At 64.8% G+C, this 17,658-nt stretch carries 15 protein-coding genes; 4 read left to right on the top strand and 11 right to left on the bottom strand.

Translation table 11 applies throughout. The features are described from left to right. Positions 1-202: 202 nt before the first annotated feature. The 4 genes from FVW20_RS09195 to FVW20_RS09180 all read right to left on the bottom strand — a co-directional run bounded on the left by FVW20_RS09195 (position 203) and on the right by FVW20_RS09180 (position 4,395). A complete protein-coding gene (locus FVW20_RS09195; protein ID WP_196609181.1) occupies positions 203-877 on the bottom strand; it encodes a lactate utilization protein in 675 nt (224 codons plus the stop codon). Positions 878-1,202: 325 nt separating this feature from the next. Then, positions 1,203-2,522 (bottom strand): histone deacetylase family protein, encoded by a 1,320-nt coding sequence (locus FVW20_RS09190; protein ID WP_196609180.1) that lies wholly within the window; start codon positions 2,520-2,522, stop codon positions 1,203-1,205. Positions 2,523-2,603: 81 nt separating this feature from the next. Further along, positions 2,604-3,251 (bottom strand): dTMP kinase, encoded by a 648-nt coding sequence (gene tmk, locus FVW20_RS09185; RefSeq protein WP_196609179.1) that lies wholly within the window; start codon positions 3,249-3,251, stop codon positions 2,604-2,606. A 58-nt stretch (positions 3,252-3,309) separates the two neighbouring features. Continuing rightward, entirely contained in the window at positions 3,310-4,395 is a 1,086-nt protein-coding gene (locus FVW20_RS09180) for a 3'-5' exoribonuclease YhaM family protein (protein WP_196609178.1), read from the bottom strand. A 375-nt stretch (positions 4,396-4,770) separates the two neighbouring features. On the opposite strand from FVW20_RS09180, the gene surE reads away from it, so the two are divergent. Both surE and FVW20_RS09170 read left to right on the top strand, forming a co-directional pair. Next, complete coding sequence (surE, locus tag FVW20_RS09175; protein WP_196609177.1) at positions 4,771-5,580, top strand: 5'/3'-nucleotidase SurE; 810 nt, start codon at positions 4,771-4,773, stop codon at positions 5,578-5,580. Positions 5,581-5,861: 281 nt separating this feature from the next. After that, positions 5,862-6,938, top strand: a complete 1,077-nt coding sequence (locus FVW20_RS09170) for a hypothetical protein (RefSeq protein WP_196609176.1) — start codon at positions 5,862-5,864, stop codon at positions 6,936-6,938. A gap of 135 nt (positions 6,939-7,073) precedes the next feature. On the opposite strand, the gene FVW20_RS09165 is transcribed toward FVW20_RS09170, so the two are convergent. The 6 genes from FVW20_RS09165 to FVW20_RS09140 form a co-directional block, all read right to left on the bottom strand. Then, entirely contained in the window at positions 7,074-8,375 is a 1,302-nt protein-coding gene (locus FVW20_RS09165) for a tetratricopeptide repeat protein (protein ID WP_196609175.1), read from the bottom strand. A gap of 70 nt (positions 8,376-8,445) precedes the next feature. Continuing rightward, positions 8,446-9,033: an adenylyl-sulfate kinase gene (locus tag FVW20_RS09160; protein WP_196609174.1), complete on the bottom strand. Its 588-nt coding sequence runs from the start codon at positions 9,031-9,033 to the stop codon at positions 8,446-8,448. 3 nt (positions 9,034-9,036) lie between these two features. Further along, positions 9,037-9,801: a class I SAM-dependent methyltransferase gene (locus FVW20_RS09155; RefSeq protein ID WP_196609173.1), complete on the bottom strand. Its 765-nt coding sequence runs from the start codon at positions 9,799-9,801 to the stop codon at positions 9,037-9,039. Positions 9,802-9,872: 71 nt separating this feature from the next. After that, positions 9,873-10,664, bottom strand: a complete 792-nt coding sequence (locus tag FVW20_RS09150; protein WP_196609172.1) for a phosphocholine cytidylyltransferase family protein — start codon at positions 10,662-10,664, stop codon at positions 9,873-9,875. Then, positions 10,661-11,284 carry a gamma-glutamyl-gamma-aminobutyrate hydrolase family protein gene (locus tag FVW20_RS09145; protein ID WP_196609171.1) on the bottom strand — a complete coding sequence of 208 codons (624 nt, stop codon included), beginning with the start codon at positions 11,282-11,284 and terminating at the stop codon, positions 10,661-10,663. The genes FVW20_RS09150 and FVW20_RS09145 overlap by 4 nt, the downstream gene beginning before the upstream one ends. Before the next feature lie 7 nt (positions 11,285-11,291). Further along, positions 11,292-13,736: a PEP/pyruvate-binding domain-containing protein gene (locus FVW20_RS09140; RefSeq protein WP_196609170.1), complete on the bottom strand. Its 2,445-nt coding sequence runs from the start codon at positions 13,734-13,736 to the stop codon at positions 11,292-11,294. A 664-nt stretch (positions 13,737-14,400) separates the two neighbouring features. On the opposite strand from FVW20_RS09140, the gene fba reads away from it, so the two are divergent. Both fba and gap read left to right on the top strand, forming a co-directional pair. After that, positions 14,401-15,324 (top strand): class II fructose-1,6-bisphosphate aldolase, encoded by a 924-nt coding sequence (fba, locus tag FVW20_RS09135; protein WP_196609169.1) that lies wholly within the window; start codon positions 14,401-14,403, stop codon positions 15,322-15,324. A 21-nt stretch (positions 15,325-15,345) separates the two neighbouring features. Next, complete coding sequence (gene gap, locus FVW20_RS09130) at positions 15,346-16,344, top strand: type I glyceraldehyde-3-phosphate dehydrogenase (RefSeq protein WP_196609168.1); 999 nt, start codon at positions 15,346-15,348, stop codon at positions 16,342-16,344. Positions 16,345-16,438: 94 nt separating this feature from the next. On the opposite strand, the gene FVW20_RS09125 is transcribed toward gap, so the two are convergent. Continuing rightward, the coding region (locus tag FVW20_RS09125) for an L-serine ammonia-lyase (RefSeq protein WP_196609167.1) at positions 16,439-17,658 on the bottom strand (1,220 nt) is incomplete at its 5' end.

The following is a 17,658-nucleotide window of genomic DNA, read 5'->3' as shown; positions in this document are numbered from 1 at the left end:
CCGCCAGCTGCCGGGGACGCCGCGCGCCCCGGTCCGGCCCGTGTCGGCCCTGCCAGGGGCGCATCGCACTGCCGTTGCCGATGGCTGCGCCGCTCCGGGTCATCCGACGAGGTGAGTCGCCCCAACATGCCGGAAACAGACGTGCAAGGGAATGGGGGCGGCGTGTTTTTCCGCCCCCTTGAATGCACAATCCGGGGATTGACTACAGCCCGGTATCCTCGTTGATCAGGACCACGTGAATGCGCTTGGCCGGGAAGGCCTTTTCCGTGATGGTCCAGACGTTACAGATGCGGTCGGGACTCTTGCAGTCCATGCATTCTGCCACCTTGGTGCACGGGGTCTTCTTGGCCAAGCGGATGGCGTTGGTGGGCGCGGAAAATTCCTTGATGCGGCGCATGCCGTCGTCCACGCTGTCCACCACCTTGTTGCGGCCCACGAACAGCACCACCTTCCTGGGGCCGAAGTTGATGCCGCCCACGCGGTTGCCGATCATGTCCAGGTTCACCAGCTTGCCGTCCACGGTAAGGGCGTTGGTGCTGGACAGGAACAGGTCCACCAGCAGGGCCTGGCGGCGCAGTTCGTACATCTCCGCCGCGGGCAGCTTGTAGTTCATGGTGTCCAGCAGTTCGATGGCATCCATGGCGCGCAGGGCCTCGGGCACGCCGCTCTTGCCGATGCTCATGGAACCGCCGAAGGACACGGACTTCGCGCCGGAGGCGGGCAGGATGTCTTGCAGGAAAATGCGGGCCGCGTCGGCCAGGTTTTCGGCCATGGACACCTCGAAGTTGTTGGCTTCAAGGGCTTCCTTGGTGGTGGCCAGACGGATGGTCCAGAAGGTGTCCACCGGATTCGCAGGGGGATTTGCGGTCTTGCTCATGGTGTGTCTCTCTTTGAATGGATTAAGCAACATTGGACGCGCGCAAGATGCTTGTGGCGCGCGACCTGCGCAAACTAGGATTTTTTCCCACTGGCAAGGAAAACAAGCCTGCCATGAGGGAGTATGCCTCTCCCGTTAGGTGAACGTGCGAGCCTTACGGGAGAGGACCGCAACGCGCTCTTATCGTATTCGACCGATATGGCAGGCGAAGCTTGACCTCTCTGCGCCCGATGCCCGTAAAGCTCGCAAGCTCGCTTAACGGGCACGCTGCGCGCCCCTCGGGTCGGTCAGCCAGCGGGGAAAAGGACTGTTTGCGGGCATCACGCTAAAAGCCGTAGCGCGTGTACCGCTTGGCCTTTCTGTCAATGCACTGCACGTAGCGGTAGTTGCCCTTCAGGTGGGCTTCCTCCAGCAGGCGGCGGCCAATGCCAGCGCACCTGTCGCAGGCGCTGATGGGAATCTCTATGCCCACGCTGAGCGGGTTCACCGTGGACCACGTTTCTATCTTCACCGTGCCCGAACAGTCCGGGCACAGCAGCACCGACTCCACCTGGCTCTCGCTGATGCCGTCGGTATCATAGTAGATGTCCTTGGTGCGCACCCACCAGTCGCCGGAGCGTTCGCCCTGCTTGGGCAGGGCCGGGGGCTTGCGCCACACCTTCAGCATCTCGTCGCACAGCCGCTCGATGTACGCGGTCACCTGGTCCGACTGGGCGATGGCCGCCGGGTCGAATTCCGGCTCGCGCACCCCGTCGAAGTCCAGCCCGGCCATGGCCAGGCATATCCCCAGATTGACGTACGGCAGCGCGCCCTGGATGGCGTAGCCGCCTTCCAGCACGGCGATGTCGGGGTTCAGCCGCCTGTTCAGCATGGCGTAACCCCGCGCCGAGAAGTTCATGTTGGTGATGGGGTCGGAAAAGTGGTTGTCCTGCCCGGCGGAATTGATGATCAGGTCCGGCTTGAAGTCTTCCAGCACCGGCAGCACAAGATTGTCGATGACGTGCAGGAAGCCCTTGTCGGAGGTGCCTGGCGGCAGCGGAATGTTCAGGGTGCGGCCCATGGCGTTGGGGCCGCCCAGTTCGTGCGGAAAGCCGGTGCCGGGGTACAGGGTGCGGCCATCCTGATGCAGCGAGATGAACAGGGTGTCGCGGTCGTTCCAGTAGATGTCCTGCGTGCCGTCGCCGTGGTGGCAGTCGGTGTCCACGATGGCCACGCGCAACGGGCCGTAGTGCTCGCGGATGTGTTCGAGCATCACGGCTTCGATGTTGATGTTGCAGAACCCCCGGTTGCCGTGCACCACCTTCATGGCGTGGTGGCCCGGCGGGCGCACCAGCGCGAAGGCCTTTTCCTCTTCCTTCTCCATCACCAGCCGGGCGGCGGTGATGGCCCCCCCGGCGGAGATGAGGTGCGACTTGGTGCACACGCTCTCCACGCCGGGAATGCAGAAGTGCACGCGCTCCACGTCTTCGCGGGTGGCGATTTCCGGCTTGTATTCGGTGATGCCCGCAATGTCGAACAGCCCTTCCTCGCGCAGTTGGTCCTGCGTGTAGAGCAGCCGCTCCTCGCGTTCCGGGTGGGTGGCGCTGATGGCCCAGTCGAAGGCCGGAAAGAAGATGATGCCCAGCCGGTTCTTTGCTTCCAGCATGGGAATGTCCTTCGCGGGGCTTGCCCGCCGTTACGGGTGGCCCGCCGTCATGCGCGGTCCGCCGTCATGAGCAATCCGCGGTCATGGACGCGCCGGGGCCGACAAGGCGGACCGCACGGCGCGCATGACGTCCTCGAACACCTCGTCGGGCGTGCGGGTGGCATCCACCACCCGGAACCGCGCCGGATGCAGCGCGGCCCACGTCAGATAGCCTTCGCGCACCCGGGCGTGAAAGGCAAGGTGCTCCGCCTCGAACCGCCCTTCGGAAACGCTGGTGCCCTCGCGCAGGTTGCGGGTCATGGCCCGGCGCAGGCCTTCATCCGGCGGCAGGTCGAACACCAGGGTCAGGTCGGGCCACAGCCCGCCCACGGCCATGTCGTTCAGTTCGCGCAGCCGTTCCGGATCCAGCCCGCGCCCGTAGCCCTGATAGACCACGGTGGAGTCGGCGTACCGGTCGGACAGCACCACCACGCCTTCGGCCAGGGCCGGGCGGATCACCTGCCCCACGTGCTGGGCGCGGTCGGCCAGGTACAGGAACAGTTCCGCCTCGGGCACGATGTCGTCGTTGGAAAGATCCAGCAGGATGGAGCGCAGCGTACGCCCCAGGCGGCTGCCGCCCGGCTCGCGCGTCAGCAGCACCCCGTGCCCCGCGTCCAGCAGCGCCTGCTGCACACGGTTCAGGGCCGTGCTCTTGCCGGAGCCTTCCATTCCTTCAAAGGTGATGAACATTGCGGATTCCTGAAAAAATACACCGTGTTGATGGGCGAAAGCGCACCGTCGCCGTGGTCTACAGCAACGAAGCCTGCACGCTCTGCGGCCCTGCCTTGGCGGCATCGTCCGCGCCGTCGGCGCCTGCCTTGCCGCCGCCCTTGTGGGCCGGGCCGCTCTTGCGTGCCGGGCGGGGTTCCTCGGGCGAGCGGGCCGGGCGGTACAAAAAGCGCCCCAGCGTGGGCTGGAACGGCGTCCAGCCGGTGGCGTCCTCTTCGTAATTGGCGAACAGCCCCCGGAACTGGGCCATCTTGGCGTCCAGATTGTCCGCGTAGTGCAGGGCCATGGCTTCCGCCGTCTTGGGCCGCCGGGGCGAGCCGAATTCGTACTCGCCATGGTGGCTGAGGATCAGGTGCTTGAAATGGGTCACCAGTTCCGGCGCAAGGCCGGACTTGCGCAGGTGCGGCTCGATGCGTTCCAGCCCCATGTGGATGTGCCCCAACAGGCGTCCTTCGTCGGAATAGTCGTTGGCAAGCCCGCCGGTAAGCTCCCACACCTTGCCGATGTCGTGGAACAGCGCCCCGGCCAGCAGGGCCTGGCGGTCCAGTTCCGGATAGTGGTCGGCAATGCGCAGGGCCAGCCCAACCACGGACAGCATGTGCTCCACAAGGCCGCCAACGTAGGCATGGTGCACCGACTTGGCGGCGGGCGCGGCCAGCAGGCGCGGGGCGATGTCCTCGTCGCGCAGCACGGCCAGCACGAACTTGCGCCACGGCGCGTGGGTGAATTCCGCCTTGCACAGGGCGATCAGTTCATCCAGCATCTCCTGCGCGGGGCGCGGACTGGCGGGCAGAAACAGGCCAAGGTCCAGCCCGGCCTGCTCGGTGTCGTCCAGCACGCGCAGGCGACCGATGGTTACCTCCACCTTGTCGCGATAGGTGCCGGAGCGGCCTTCCACATCCACGATCTGCCCGGCGGCCAGGTCCGGATAGGCCTGGCTCTGGGGGCTCCATATCTTGGCCTCCATGCTGCCGGTGGCGTCGCGCAGTTCCAGCCGCCAGAAGGGGCCGTTGCGCGACTGTTGCAGGGTGGCCGAACCGAGCAGGAACAGCCCGCTCACCTCGTCGTTGGCGGCGATATCTCGTATGGTTTGTCTTTTTTCCATGTGCGTCGTAAGGAAGCGGCCATGCCCGTATCCCGGCGATAATGAAAACGCCGGGGACGCAGGCGGAAAAGCGCCAGCGCGGGGACGGCCTATTTGCCGCAAGGTGCCTGCTTTTCGGCCACGTTGTCAATGCGCGGGGATACCGGATACGCACAGGTGCGCGCACGCACGCTGCCCCTACGGGGCATAGCCGAACACGGGCGGAGCATGGCAGACAAGCATCGCGCCTCTGCCCGCACGCCTGCCGGTAGACACCAGCCTGTCATCGCGACGCCGCCATTTCCGGGCAGCCTATGCACCACGGCACGGAAACATCACGCAACAGCATCACGGGGCGCGCCCGAGCACGCCGCCCAAGAGAAAGGACAATACCTCATGATCATCGCCCTGACCAACGACGACGGCATCCAGGCCCCCGGCCTGCGCGCCATGTACAAGGCCCTGCTGGACGCCGGGCACGAGGTGCACGTGGTGGCCCCGGTCACCGAACAGTCCGCCGTGGGCCACGCCGTGACCATCAGCCTGCCCCTGCGCGTGAAGGAATTCCACGAAAACGGCTTTCGCGGGCGCGGGGTGTACGGCACCCCCACCGATTGCGTGAAGCTGGGCCTGTCGTGCCTGCTGGACAAGAAGCCCGACGTGGTGGTGTCCGGCATCAACGCCGGGGCCAACGTGGGGCCGGACATCCTGTACTCCGGCACGGTGTCGGCCGCCACCGAGGCGGCGCACATGGGGTACCCCGCCCTGGCCGTTTCGTACGATTCGTTCCGGCCCGCCGACCTTTCCGGCCAGGCCGCCCACGCCGCCGGGCTGCTGGCCGCGCTGGACTGGAATGCCCTGCCCGCCCGCTGCGTGGTGAACCTGAACTACCCCGCCCAGCCCATGCCCGAGGTGAAGGGCGTGCGCGCCTGCCCCCAGACCCGCGCGGTGTGGAAGGACTGGTACGACCACCGGACGGATCCACGCGGCGGCTCGTACTGGTGGTTGAACGGCGTCATCCCGCCGGAGACCGTGGCCCCCGGCACCGACCGCGCCCTGCTGACCGAAGGGTGGATCACCCTTACCCCGCTGCGCTTCGACTTCACCGACCACGCGGCCATGGACGTGCTGGCCAGAGTGCAGGGCGACGGAGTCAGTGACCAGGCAAACGCTCACACCGGCGGCCAGACCGACGGCGAGATATAGCCGCGCACGCCGCCTCGTTGACCGCGCCACGTATCGCCGGATGGGCACCTGCCCGAATGCGGGCGACACACGCACGGCAGCATGAGAATCAAAACGGACGCGCCAGAACGCCATGAACCGAAGGGGGCGGCAACTCATTGCTTCCCTGCCTGCTGACGCGTGCCGTTCAGGCAACCCGACGAAATCCGCATCGCGGACTGCCCGCTGCCCAGACCGCTCTGGTATTGACCCCCGGCGCAGATAAGGCCAAAAGCAATACATACTTCAAGAACAGGTGCGCCATGACCATAGAAAAAATTGCAATGCCTGTGTCCTCCACAGTCCTGCACAAGTATTATCCAATAATCAAATTCATACCTCGCGAATTCATTGACATCATTACCATCGGGAAAACTTCAGAATGTATGGTGCGTTTGGCACAAGAAGGCTATAGTGTCATACCTGCTTCGCGCAAGATAGATATTTCTCCATACGCCATGGGCCTGTACACCAGCGAGCAGTGGGAATGGGTAGATGACAGCAAAAGACCAAAGAAGAAGCTTCTCATCGACCACGCTTCACTTGAAGCTACACAATATGATTTCGACCATGAAATTGTTATCTGTGAAAAATTCACGCATAACGGAAACACAAACTGCGACACCATATATACTGGCCTTTTTCAGTTCGACAATGACGCGCTCAATTTGTATATAAACAACAAGAAAATACTACGAGATACCATCCTGAAGGAATACGGCTTCAAGGATACATCTCTCCCATTAGTTGTGTGTTTTACAACAATAATGGATGACCACCATGAACTTGTAGAACCCCTCATAGAAATTTCACGTCATACGAATCTTATCGTCAAGGCGTATGCGTGGCATACTGAATTGCAAGAAAAAATATCAAAGGCAGGCGTCACCACGTTCGGAATGCGCGATTTCAGACATATTGACCCGCGTCTTGCCGCCGATTGCTTCCTTACATCATACTCCACAACGGCACTCATGACGGCTGTCATGCTTGGGCAAAACATCACCGTATACCACACAACGCGCGAATTCGACATCGGGCGTACAAATACATATTATGAACGTGGCGTTTTTCAGCACCCTCTCTTTCCACGCTGCCGAGACCTTGAGGCCCGACTGGGCTCCATCCCCATTACAGATGTCGGCGCCCTTCTGCGCAACCTTCAGGAAACGATGCGCTCGCAAACCTACAAGGACAGACTGAAGGCATTGCAGGACGAAACCTACGGGCGCTATCACATCGTCAACGCCCCCGCCATGACGGCCATGGAAGTGCTTTCCGTATTCAGGCGAGGACGCTTCTCCGGTGTCCTCGGCGATACAGACAGCCCCGCCGCGTAGCCTCCACGCCTTCCACACGGGTCCGGCATCGATAGGTCGAAAGAACAGCCGGGTGACCGCGTTCCGCGGTCACCCGGCTGTTCTTTCGACACGTCGTGCCCACCCTTTCGGATGGCAACCGCATGGCGCATGCAACTACGATGCACGCCCGCCATCCAGCAGCGAAAGCAGCAGTTCCGCCGTTCGTCGCGCACCGTGGCGCACATCGCTGCGGCCCAGTACGCTCAGGCGGATGGCCTCATTCCTTGCCGGATACTCCGTGTCCTCCAACAGCGCATCAAGATGCCGCAGCAGCGTCGGCACGTCCTCCATGGAGCACGACCCGCCCAACCCTGCAATGACAGCCCGGCCCCATGGATTGGCGCCGGGCCGGACGGTGCCGCGTGGATGCAGCTTTTGGCGGTCCCGGCTGCCTTCGCAGTACTCCCTCTCCTGCTCTGTGTGGTAGGCCAGCACCCGCTGCCCGGCCAGAAACACCGAAAGCAGCGTGGACCCCGCCAGCCCGCACAGGACGCAATCGGCGGCCATGCGCAGCTCGTTGCCGCCTGCCCCCGAGCGCGTCCAGCCCAGCACCCGCCCCATGTCCAGCGCCGCGTAGCGCTCCACGTCGTCCGGAAACGGTTTCAGCACCACCAGGCCGCCCTGCGGGTGCAGGGCGTCGGCCAGCCCGCGCAGGCCTTCGGCCACCTCGTGGCAATTGTCCAGCGCCGAGGCATAGCAGACCACCAGCGGCCCGCCCCGGTCTTCTTGCTCCAGATCGTCCATGACCCGTGCGCGCAGCGCAGCCCTGTCCTCGTGCATCAGGCGCAGCATCTCTTCAGTGAACTGGTACGGCCCGGTGAACAGGCACTGCTGCCAAGGGGCCTGAGCTTGCTGCTGCAACGCCAGCGCCTCGAAGGGATAGATGCAGTGGCTCTGGTATGGATGCCCCGCCCCGCCAGTATAGGCGGTGGTATGCGGCAGATACACCGCCACGGGGGGCAGCAGATCATCTGGCCCGGCAACAGGGAAATGCATCTGGATGGCGTGGTCCGCCACCACCATGGCATAGCGCCACCACTCCGGGCGTGGAACATGCTTGCAGGGCCCAAAGCCAAGCGCAAGCAGCTCTTCGCGGGCGGCGCCATCGACCCCCCAGCCGTCCTCGCCGGTGTCCACATCCACGCGGTCCGGGGGCAGCAGACGCAACAACGGAAGATAGTACGAAAGAAAGTACCCCCGGATGACGAACAGCATCCTCCCGTTGCAGCCGAGCTCTGCATGGCGGCGGGCCGCCTCCGCCCGGTGCGCCTGCGCCAGCAGCGACGCAATGCCCGTCTGGTCCGGCATGGCCTGCCAGGCCCGCAGGAACAGGCGCTTGGCCCGGTCCGGCTCCCCCTTGTGCAGGTGCAGCATTCCCAGGCGGCACAACGCCTCCACGTCGGCAATGCGACTCACGCCACGCTCCTCGTCGTCTTGCAGCCCCGGCATGCACTGCCCCATTCCGCGCGCCCGTACACCCCGCCCATCATGCGCCCCCCGAGCCGGATGCCGTGCCGGGGGGCGCGTCGCGCCTTCCCGGCAACTCCGCCATATCGGACAAATCCAGCATTTCCAGCACCGCGCGCGCGGAGGCCCCGACATCCCCGTGTTCGCCAAAGCGCAGGGTCAGATGCGGTTCGCGCGGCACCTCCACCATGCGCTCGCAGGCCATGTCCCGCACCTGACCGTTGGCAGCGGCGGCATAGAGGCCCTTGGGATCCCGCCTGCGGCGTTCTTCCTCCGGCACATCGAGCCACACTTCGAGATACCCGGGCAGGTGCTCCCGGTTCCAGGCATGCAGATCGTGGAACAGGCTGATGGTTGCGACCACCACGGTAAACCCTTGCAAGGCCAACATGCGCGCCATGCGCGCATAGGTGAAGGCAAGGCGCTGCCTGCTTTCCCGGTCAAAGCCGCACCGGGCCGCGTCCAGCACCTCGCGCAGTTCGTCGCCATCCAGCAATACTGCGCGTTCCCCCAGGCAGGGCATGAGAGCCCGTGCCAGAGTGGTCTTGCCCGCGCCGGAAAACCCGGTGATCCAGATGACTCTGCCGCCGGAGTGCTGTGCCGTCATCGCCTAGGCCTTGCGGGCTATCCATGCGCGGGTGGTGTATTCGGCCTTGATGTGCTGCAATCCCGTCGTCTGCTCCCTGATGTAATCTATGAAGTCGGAAAATCTTTCCTCGCCGGCCTGAACCCGAACATCATTCACTGACTGCCACAAGCCTATATAGTGCTCTGGCGTCTGCAATTCCGTATGCCTTCCCTCAACATACAGAACATCTTCAAACGTGCCGCACGAAGCAAGACGATCAAGAAGCGTATCGCAAAATTCAGACCGTCCTGACGAAACACGCTTCATGGATGGCACAAGATTTTTGAGATGCTCCTCTATGCGCACAAGCAACGGGTTGGATTCATACCTGCGCGTATTCCACAAAGCCATGAACAGACCACCCGTTTTCAGCACGCGAGAGAACTCTGCCACGGCACGGTCGAAATCAGGCCAATGAAACGAAGACGCCATGCACGCGAAATCAAAAGATTCCGCAGGCAACCCCGTATCCTCGGCAGAACCGGCATGCCAGGCGATGCTGTAAGCTCCGTTCTGGCGTATGCCTTCGATGCGCATGGCTTCGTTGGGTTCCACCGCCGTCATGTTGACGCCGCGCTGCGCCAGCATGCGCGTCCAGATGCCGGTGCCGGCTCCCGCGTCCACCCCCCGCAATTGCGAAGGCTCTTTGCGCAGGAGCCCGAGAAAGGCGTCGAGCACGAAAGGAGAATATCCGGGACGGTACCGGGCGTAATTATCCGCAAGATTCGTAAAGTCACCGTGCTGCATGTCGTTCCTCGAAATTGTTGCTCGTATTTTCCCGTAAGGGCTGGTCACTCCGTACAATCAAAGCCGTATGGCTACCGCCAGTCGTGGCTCCAGCCGGGCGCCGCCAGCGCGCTCCGGTAGCGATCAAGATCGTCGCCGCTGTCCGTTTCGCACCAGCGCCCCGCCACGGGCACGGCGCCCACCGGGGTGCCGTCGCCCAACAACAGGCGCAGAAAGCCCGTCATGTCCGTGCGCGCCACCGCGTCGCCCAGCCGGGCGCAGCGTTGCGTCACCATCCGCCAGCCTTCGCGGCTGACCTTGATGAGCCCCATGTACTGCCCGCAGATGTCGTCCAGCGAACCCGGCTTGCCGCCGATCTCCGCAAGCCGCCCCCCTTCCTGCCGGAAGGTTTCCGCATCCAGCAGCGGGTCGCCGAAGCGCAGCCGCCACAGAGGTTCCCAAAGCGTGTCGTAGGTGATGGCGACATGGTCGGGGTGCGCCAGCAAGGCAGCCACATGGCCGGGGTGGTAGACGATGTCCGAATAGGAGATGACGGCCTGCCCGGCGCCCTGGTCGAACTGACGCTCCAGCCACGGCGCGGCGCACAGCAGGGTGGAGAGCATGTTGGTCCGCGCCCAGTCGGGATTTTCGAGTGTGGCGTAGGCGTCGGCGGGCATGCCCTGCGCCTCCGGTTCCAGCATGTGTCCCAGGTAGCCGCCCACCACCAGCAGCGGCGCGGCCCCGCCAGTACGCAGGGCATCGATCTGCCAGTGCAGCAGGGGGCGCCCCGATAGTTCGGTGAGGCACTTGGGGCGGTCCCCGGTAAGTCCCTTCATGCGGGACCCGCGCCCCGCCGCCAGGATAAGGCCCACGGCGTGATTCATATCTGCTCCGGCGTGAACAGGCGCTGCATCAATGCAACATCGCACGCCCCGTAAGGATGTTCTCGTTCGGGATGCCACAGCACGCCGACCACGCGGCGCCCCGGCAGGTGAAATGCCTCCACCGTGCCATCCGGGGCCAGGGCGTCGGATACCAGCACGGGCGCCAGCATGTCACGGGCCAGCACCAGCCGGTGGTACGAATTCACGTCTTCCGGCGTCCAGTCCTGCCGTTCGGTCAGAGGATGTCGCGTTCCTGCGTGCACCCCGCCGTCGGTTGCGCGCGTGGAGCCCCCCAGCATGTGGTTGATGACCTGCGCGCCCCGGCATACCCCAAGGACAGGGATGTCCCGCGCCATGGCCCAGTGGAACAGGGCCGCCTCCGTCGCGTCCCGTTCGGGAAAGACGCCCCAGTCATCGCCGCCGGTCAGCACAAGGCCGTTGACGGCATGGGCCTCGGCCAGACGCACGGCACCATCACCCGCATTGGGTATGGGCAGCCACGCCGCGCCCGGCAGGGCCACGGCAAGGAACCGCCCCCAGTCCTGGGCCAGGGCATCGCGGCGTTCGGCGTGGCCGGGCGCCTCGGTCACGCGCATGGTCAGTGCAAGGCGTGCGTTCACGTATGGCTCACAAAGGCTGCAGGGTGCAGGCACCAGCATCGAGCAGGGCCGACTGGGCCGAGGTGATCTGTTCGAACAGCAGCTCGCCGACACCGATGGCCGCAGGCAGGCCGTATTCGGCGCAGCGGATGGCCATGTGCGAATTGGTGCCGCCGAACATGGTGACCAGCCCGGCGATGCCGCGCGAGAATATCCAGTCGAAGCCGGGATCCGCGTTCTCGATGCACACCAGCCGCCCGGTAATGTCCGCCGAACAGGGCGAATCGGGGTACAGGCGCGCCAGCGGCGCTTCCGTGCGTCCGTGCCCGATGAAGTTGGGGGCGCTGCGATGCTGCGGAACCACGTACACGTCGCGCGCGGAACGGATGATGTACCCGAGCTTGATGCTGCGCCCGAGGTTGGACAGTTCGCGCCCCTTGTCGGCCAGTTCGCGGAAATAACCCCGGGCGTTGCGCAGCAGGGAATGCGATGCCCATTCCATGACATCGCGCACTTCGAGGTGGGACAGGTCGTCGCGTGAAAGCCCCAGCCTGTCGCCCCACAGGGCGAGCAGTTCCAGCATGTCCGAAAGGTTGCGCGTAAAGATGAACTTCGCCAGTTCGCGTCCGGCGATGCTGCGGCGGGCATACTCCAGCAGACCATCCGGTTGGGTGTTGCCAAAGTGCGTCTCGTGCAGGAGTGAGGCAATGTTGTTGTATTCCTGCGGGGTAAGCGCAAACGGGGCTTCCGCTTCAACCATGGACACGGGGCTGGAATCCGAGAACAGCCCGTCGCGGTCCGCATAGCGGGGGGAAAGGATGTCGTAGCTGCAGGGCCGCAGATGCCCGTAGCGGGCCAGAAACGTTTCCCTGTCCATGCCGCTGCGACACACGGACATGAGGTCGTGCGACATCTCGCCCGAAACGGTCCGGATGGTGGTCTTGAGCGCCGCCAGCCGTTCGGGCGACAGCGCGCCGCGCTCCACGGTGGAGCGTAGCAGCGATTCCGCGATGAACGCGTGCCGGGCCAGGATGGAGAACGGCAACGTGCCGAACAGGCGGCATTCCTCGGCCAGCAACACCAACTGGGGCAACGGCTTCATGCCCTGAGCAAGCGCGTCCGCCGACATCCTGCCGCGCGCGGCCTGCCTGTTGCGCAGTTCCGTGACCGCCTCGTACGCCCAATCCATCGATGACCGTTGGCCCGGCTCCAGGCAGCGTGCCGTCAGCCTGTGCAGCGCCGCCCGAAAGTCCTCGCGCCGGGCACGGGTGAGCAGCCCCGGGTAGCGTTCGTCCAGATGTTTGTCGAAGCAGAAATCCAGCGCGGTCTGGGCCACCTGAAACTCCACCTTGTCATGGAATTGCGGGTGGGTATCCAGCCTGTCCAGCCATGCCCCCACGAGGGTTTCGGCGGTGACCCCGTCGAGCCCGGCGGGAAGAAAGGAATTGAAGCTGACGCGCACGTCGATGAACGGACGTCCCGCCACCATGAGCATCAGCTCTTCCGGGGGCATCTGGCGGTATCCCATGAATTCGCGGGCCTGGCTCCACACTCTGCGGGTGATGAGTTCGCGGTACAGCGAGCTTGCCAGCAGGCGGGGGGTGACGCCGATCATTTCCGCCGGGTTCCAGTCGGGCATCACGCCCAGAATGGTGCGTTGCCCGAAAAGGCCCGGCCACTGCCCCACCCTTTCCGAAATGAAGTCCACCACAAAGCCTATCTTGGCGCGCACCTGTCCGTCGGCACCGGCTATCCAGCGGGCCTGCGTGCAGATTGGCCGCACCTGCAACAGGTGCAGCACCCCCGTCCCGTCAAGGCAGAATTCCATGTCCAGTTCATCGTGCCCGCACAGGGCCTCCACCCTGCGCGCCAGCGCGATGAACGAACGCAGTCTGCGCGAATCCCAGTGCTCGTCTTCCGCATCACGAAAGACGAACACCGTCTTGCTGGCGTTGCGCCCGCCCGTGATGGCGTCGGCCTGGCCCGATTCGTCATAGTTGACCACGTAGTACGGCGCGCCGTCGGCATGCACGCGCGTCATCATGACGCCGCTGACGACGATGCCTTCGACCATGGGCTGCACCAGCACTTGATCGTCTGGGGCGGCAAGATCGGCGGGGCCGGTGGGATTGGAGGAATCGGAAGCGCCATAGGAGGCGATGACGGTTTCCACGGCAGCGGCAAGGGCATCCCGGTCGTCGGCCGGAACGTCCAGCACGGACGTGAAGGCCCCCGCGCCGGAGCTTTCCCGGCCATCCTCGCGGCGGCACGAACTGCGCACGGCAAGCCTGGCGCCGGGAAAGGCCCGCGCCAGCAGGGCAAGCGTTGCTTCCCGCGCGGCCAGCCATTCGCCCACGCTAAAGGAGCGCAGGGGCGGTATGTGCAGATCCTCGTAAGCGGAAAGCCACTTCAGAGTGTCGGCCTTGGAAGTGAACGGCAGTACACCGCCCCTTGTGTCTTCACGATAACTCACTGCGCGCCTCGCACCATGCTCTTCTCCGTTACCCCAACCAGTCCGGCAGGCCCGCTCCGTACGGAAAGCACGGCGTGCGCCCGCCGCCTGGCCGGGATGTCGTGATACCGACACGACCCTGCATAGCCTTGCAAAGTGCATTCCACATTCACATATCGCCACCCCGTCGCCGGTCACCCCGGAAATCGCCTGCGCACCCGAAAGACAGCCCGGCCCCCTGCACGCGCACACAGGCACGATTTGCCGACATCGTTGCAACGCCAGCCTTCGTTCGTGACGGTGCGCGTTACCAGGCGGCAGGCTTCCGCGCGGCCCCTTCCCCGCTCCATACGCCCGCGTGATCCCTTTTGCGCGAAGGACGGACAGCCTTGCGCGGCCCATCTTTATTTTTTTCACGGATTCTGGTATCTTTCCCGCGCCTTCGTCGAGAGGCCATACCCGCCCCCCTGCGCCATGGCGCCATGCGCGGCTGCACCTTCACGGAAGGGCACGCAAAGGCTCAGGCAGGCCACGGGCAAAGCACAGACGGACGGATCTTCCGAAGGCATGCCCGGATCGCGCGCGCCACCCCCGCAGGTACCCACCGGCGGGACGCGACCGACGAACTCATTTCCACCGCCGGACCAGCAGGCATCACGCCCGTCCGGCGCAGCAGGAGGAATCCATGCCGCTGACCGGTCCCAAGCAGATGTTCGAGCGGGCCTACAAGGAAGGGTACGCCATCGGCGCCTTCAACGTGAACAACATGGAAATCATCCAGGGCATCATGCAGGCGGCCGGCGATGAAAAGGCCCCGCTGATCCTTCAGGTTTCCGCTGGCGCCCGCAAGTACGCCGGGCAGAACTACATCGTGAAGCTCATCGAGGCGGCCCTGCTGGACACCGACCTGCCGGTGGTGCTGCACCTGGACCACGGCCAGGACTTCAACATCTGCAAGGACTGCATCGACGGCGGCTTCACCTCGGTCATGTACGACGGCTCGCACCTGCCGTACGAAGAGAACATCGCCGTCACCAAACAGGTGGTGGAATACGCCCACGCGCGCGGCGTGTGGGTGGAAGCGGAACTGGGCCAACTGGCGGGCGTGGAGGACGAGGTTTCGGCGGAGCATTCGGTGTACACCGACCCCGACCAGGCCGTGGACTTCGTGAAGCGCACCGGCTGCGATTCGCTGGCCATCGCCATCGGCACCAGCCACGGGGCCTACAAGTTCACCGGCGAGGCCAAGCTGGACTTCGCCCGGCTGGAAAAGATCACCAGCATGCTGCCCGGCTACCCGCTGGTGCTGCATGGCGCATCCAGCGTGCCGCAGGAATTCGTGGAAATGGCCAACACATACGGCGGCAAGGTGGGCGGCGCCAAGGGCGTGCCCGAAGACCTGCTGCGCAAGGCGGCCACCTACGGCGTGTGCAAGATCAACATCGACACCGACATCCGCCTGGCCATGACCGCTACAATCCGCAAGCATTTCATGGAAAAACCGGCTGACTTCGACCCGCGCGCGTACCTCAAGCCCGCGCGCGACGCCGTGAAGAACATGGTGCAGCACAAGATCCGCAACGTGCTGGGCTGCTCGAACAAGATCTAACCGTCTCAGGGGAACGGACTCATGATCAAGCTTGGGATGAACGGGTTCGGCCGCATTGGCCGCTACCTCGTCAGACTGCTGGCCGACACCGACGACCTTGGCGTGGTCGCCATCAACGCCCGCGCCGACAACGCCTCTCTGGCCCGCCTGTTCAAGTACGATTCGTGCCACGGCACCTTCCGGGGCGAAGTGTCCCACGACGATGCCGGGCTGATCGTCAATGGCCGCCACATTGCCGTCACCCGCGAACGCGCGGGGGAATGGAAGTGGAAGGACCTCGGCATCGACATCTCGGTGGAAACCACGGGCACCATCAAGGACCGCGCGGGCCTTGCGCAGCACCTGGCCTGCGGCGCGAAAAAGTCCGTCATCAGCGCCCCGGCCAAGGACGCCGACGTCACCGTGGTCATGGGCGTGAACCATGGCGACTACGACCCGGCCAAGCACGACGTGATCTCCGCCGCCTCGTGCACCACCAACTGCCTGGCCCCCGCCGCCAAGACCATCCACGAGGCGTTCGGCATCAAGCACGGCCTGATGACCACGGTGCACTCGTACACCATGAGCCAGCGCATCCTGGACGGTTCGCACAAGGATCCGCGCCGCGCCCGCGCCGCCGCCCTGTCCATGATCCCCACCACCACCGGGGCGGCAAAGGCCACCACGCTGGTCATTCCCGCGCTGGCGGGCAAGCTGGACGGCATGGCCGTGCGCGTGCCCACCCCCAACGTGTCGCTGGTGGACCTGACCTGCGAACTGGAACGCCCCACCAGCGTGGAAGAGGTGAACGCCCTGCTGAAGGCCGCAGCCGAAGGACCGCTGCTGGGCAACATGGGCTATACCGAAGAGCCGCTGGTGTCCGTGGACTACATGGGCTCCACCCACGGCGGCGTTGTGGACGCGCTGTGTACCAGCGTCATCGGCGGCACCATGCTGAAGCTGATCATCTGGTACGACAACGAGGCGGGCTTCACCAACCAGTTGGTGAGGCTGCTGCGTATGGTCGGCAAGGATATCTAGCGCCACATCCGCATCGCGAACAAATGCAGACGGCGTCCATCCCCTTGCGGGATGGACGCCGATCTCTTTTCGGATGCCGGAAGCAACTATCCGGTCAGCACTCCACCACGCTGACCGCAAGCCCGCCGGATGACGTTTCCTTGAACTTGGCGTTCATGTCGCGCCCTATCTCGGCCATGGCCGCAATGACGCTGTCCAGCGTCACCCGGTGGTGGCGCGGGTCTTCGCAGGTGGCCAGCAGGCAGGCGTTGTAGGCCTTTACCGCGCCCACGGCGTTGCGCTCGATGCAGGGAATCTGCACGTAGCCGCCCACCGGGTCGCAGGTCAGGCCCAGGTGGTGCTCCAGGGCGATTTCCGCCGCGTTCTCCACCACGTGCACCGGATTGCCACGCGCGTGGGCCAGCATGGCGGCGGCCATGGCCGACGCCACGCCCACCTCGCCCTGACAGCCCACCTCGGCCCCGGCGATGCCCGCGTTGTGCTTGGCCAGAAAGCCCACCGCCGCCGATGCCAGCACCCCTTCACGCACGGCCCTGTCGCCTATGGCAAGGTCGTGGCGCATGGCGTAGAGCAGTGCGGGCATCACCCCGGCGGCACCGCAGGTGGGCGCGGTGACGATGACCCCGCCTGCCGCGTTTTCCTCTGCGGCGGCAAAGGCGTAGGCGTTCAGCCGCCCCAGAAAGACATCCACCTCGTTGGGCAAACGCTGGGCGCGCATGAGCAGTACGCGGGCCTTGCGGTGCACTCCCAGGGTGCCGGGCAGCGGGCCGCCGTCCTCGATGCCGCGCCGCACGCTGGCTTCCATCAGTTCGATGATGGCGGCCAGTCGGTCCAGGATGACGGCACGCCCCATGCCGGTAACGGCCATTTCGTTTTCCAGGATCAATTCATGGATGGTCAGCCCTGTTTCCACCAGCCGCGCGCGCAGTTGCGCCATGCTGCGGTACGGGTGCGCGGGCCTGCCGCGCTCTTCGGGCTGCCAGCCCTTCCACTGGATGAACCCGCCGCCCACGGAATGATACTCGCGCTCGCACAGAACCGTGTCGTGCGCATCCAGCAGTTCCATGACCAGCGTGTTGCTGAAGGGGTAGGCGTGCTGCACCGCATCGCGCCGCACCGTACCTTCGGCAAGCACAAGGGCCGCCGGGCCAATGCGCAGGATGCGTTCCCCTTCCGGCAGCGCGGGCAACGATTCCAGCAGCCCCGGCGGACAGGTGGCGGGCCGGTGCCCCAGCAGCCCGGCCAGCACCGCACCGGTTGTGCCGTGGCCCACGCCGGTGGCGCTCAGCGAGCCGAACAGGCGCACGCGGATGT

This window comes from Nitratidesulfovibrio oxamicus (assembly GCF_015731765.1).
GTDB classification, from domain to species: domain Bacteria; phylum Desulfobacterota; class Desulfovibrionia; order Desulfovibrionales; family Desulfovibrionaceae; genus Cupidesulfovibrio; species Cupidesulfovibrio oxamicus.
The sequence above is the reverse complement of the archived record's forward strand: the minus strand, read 5'-3'. Positions and strand labels throughout refer to the sequence as shown.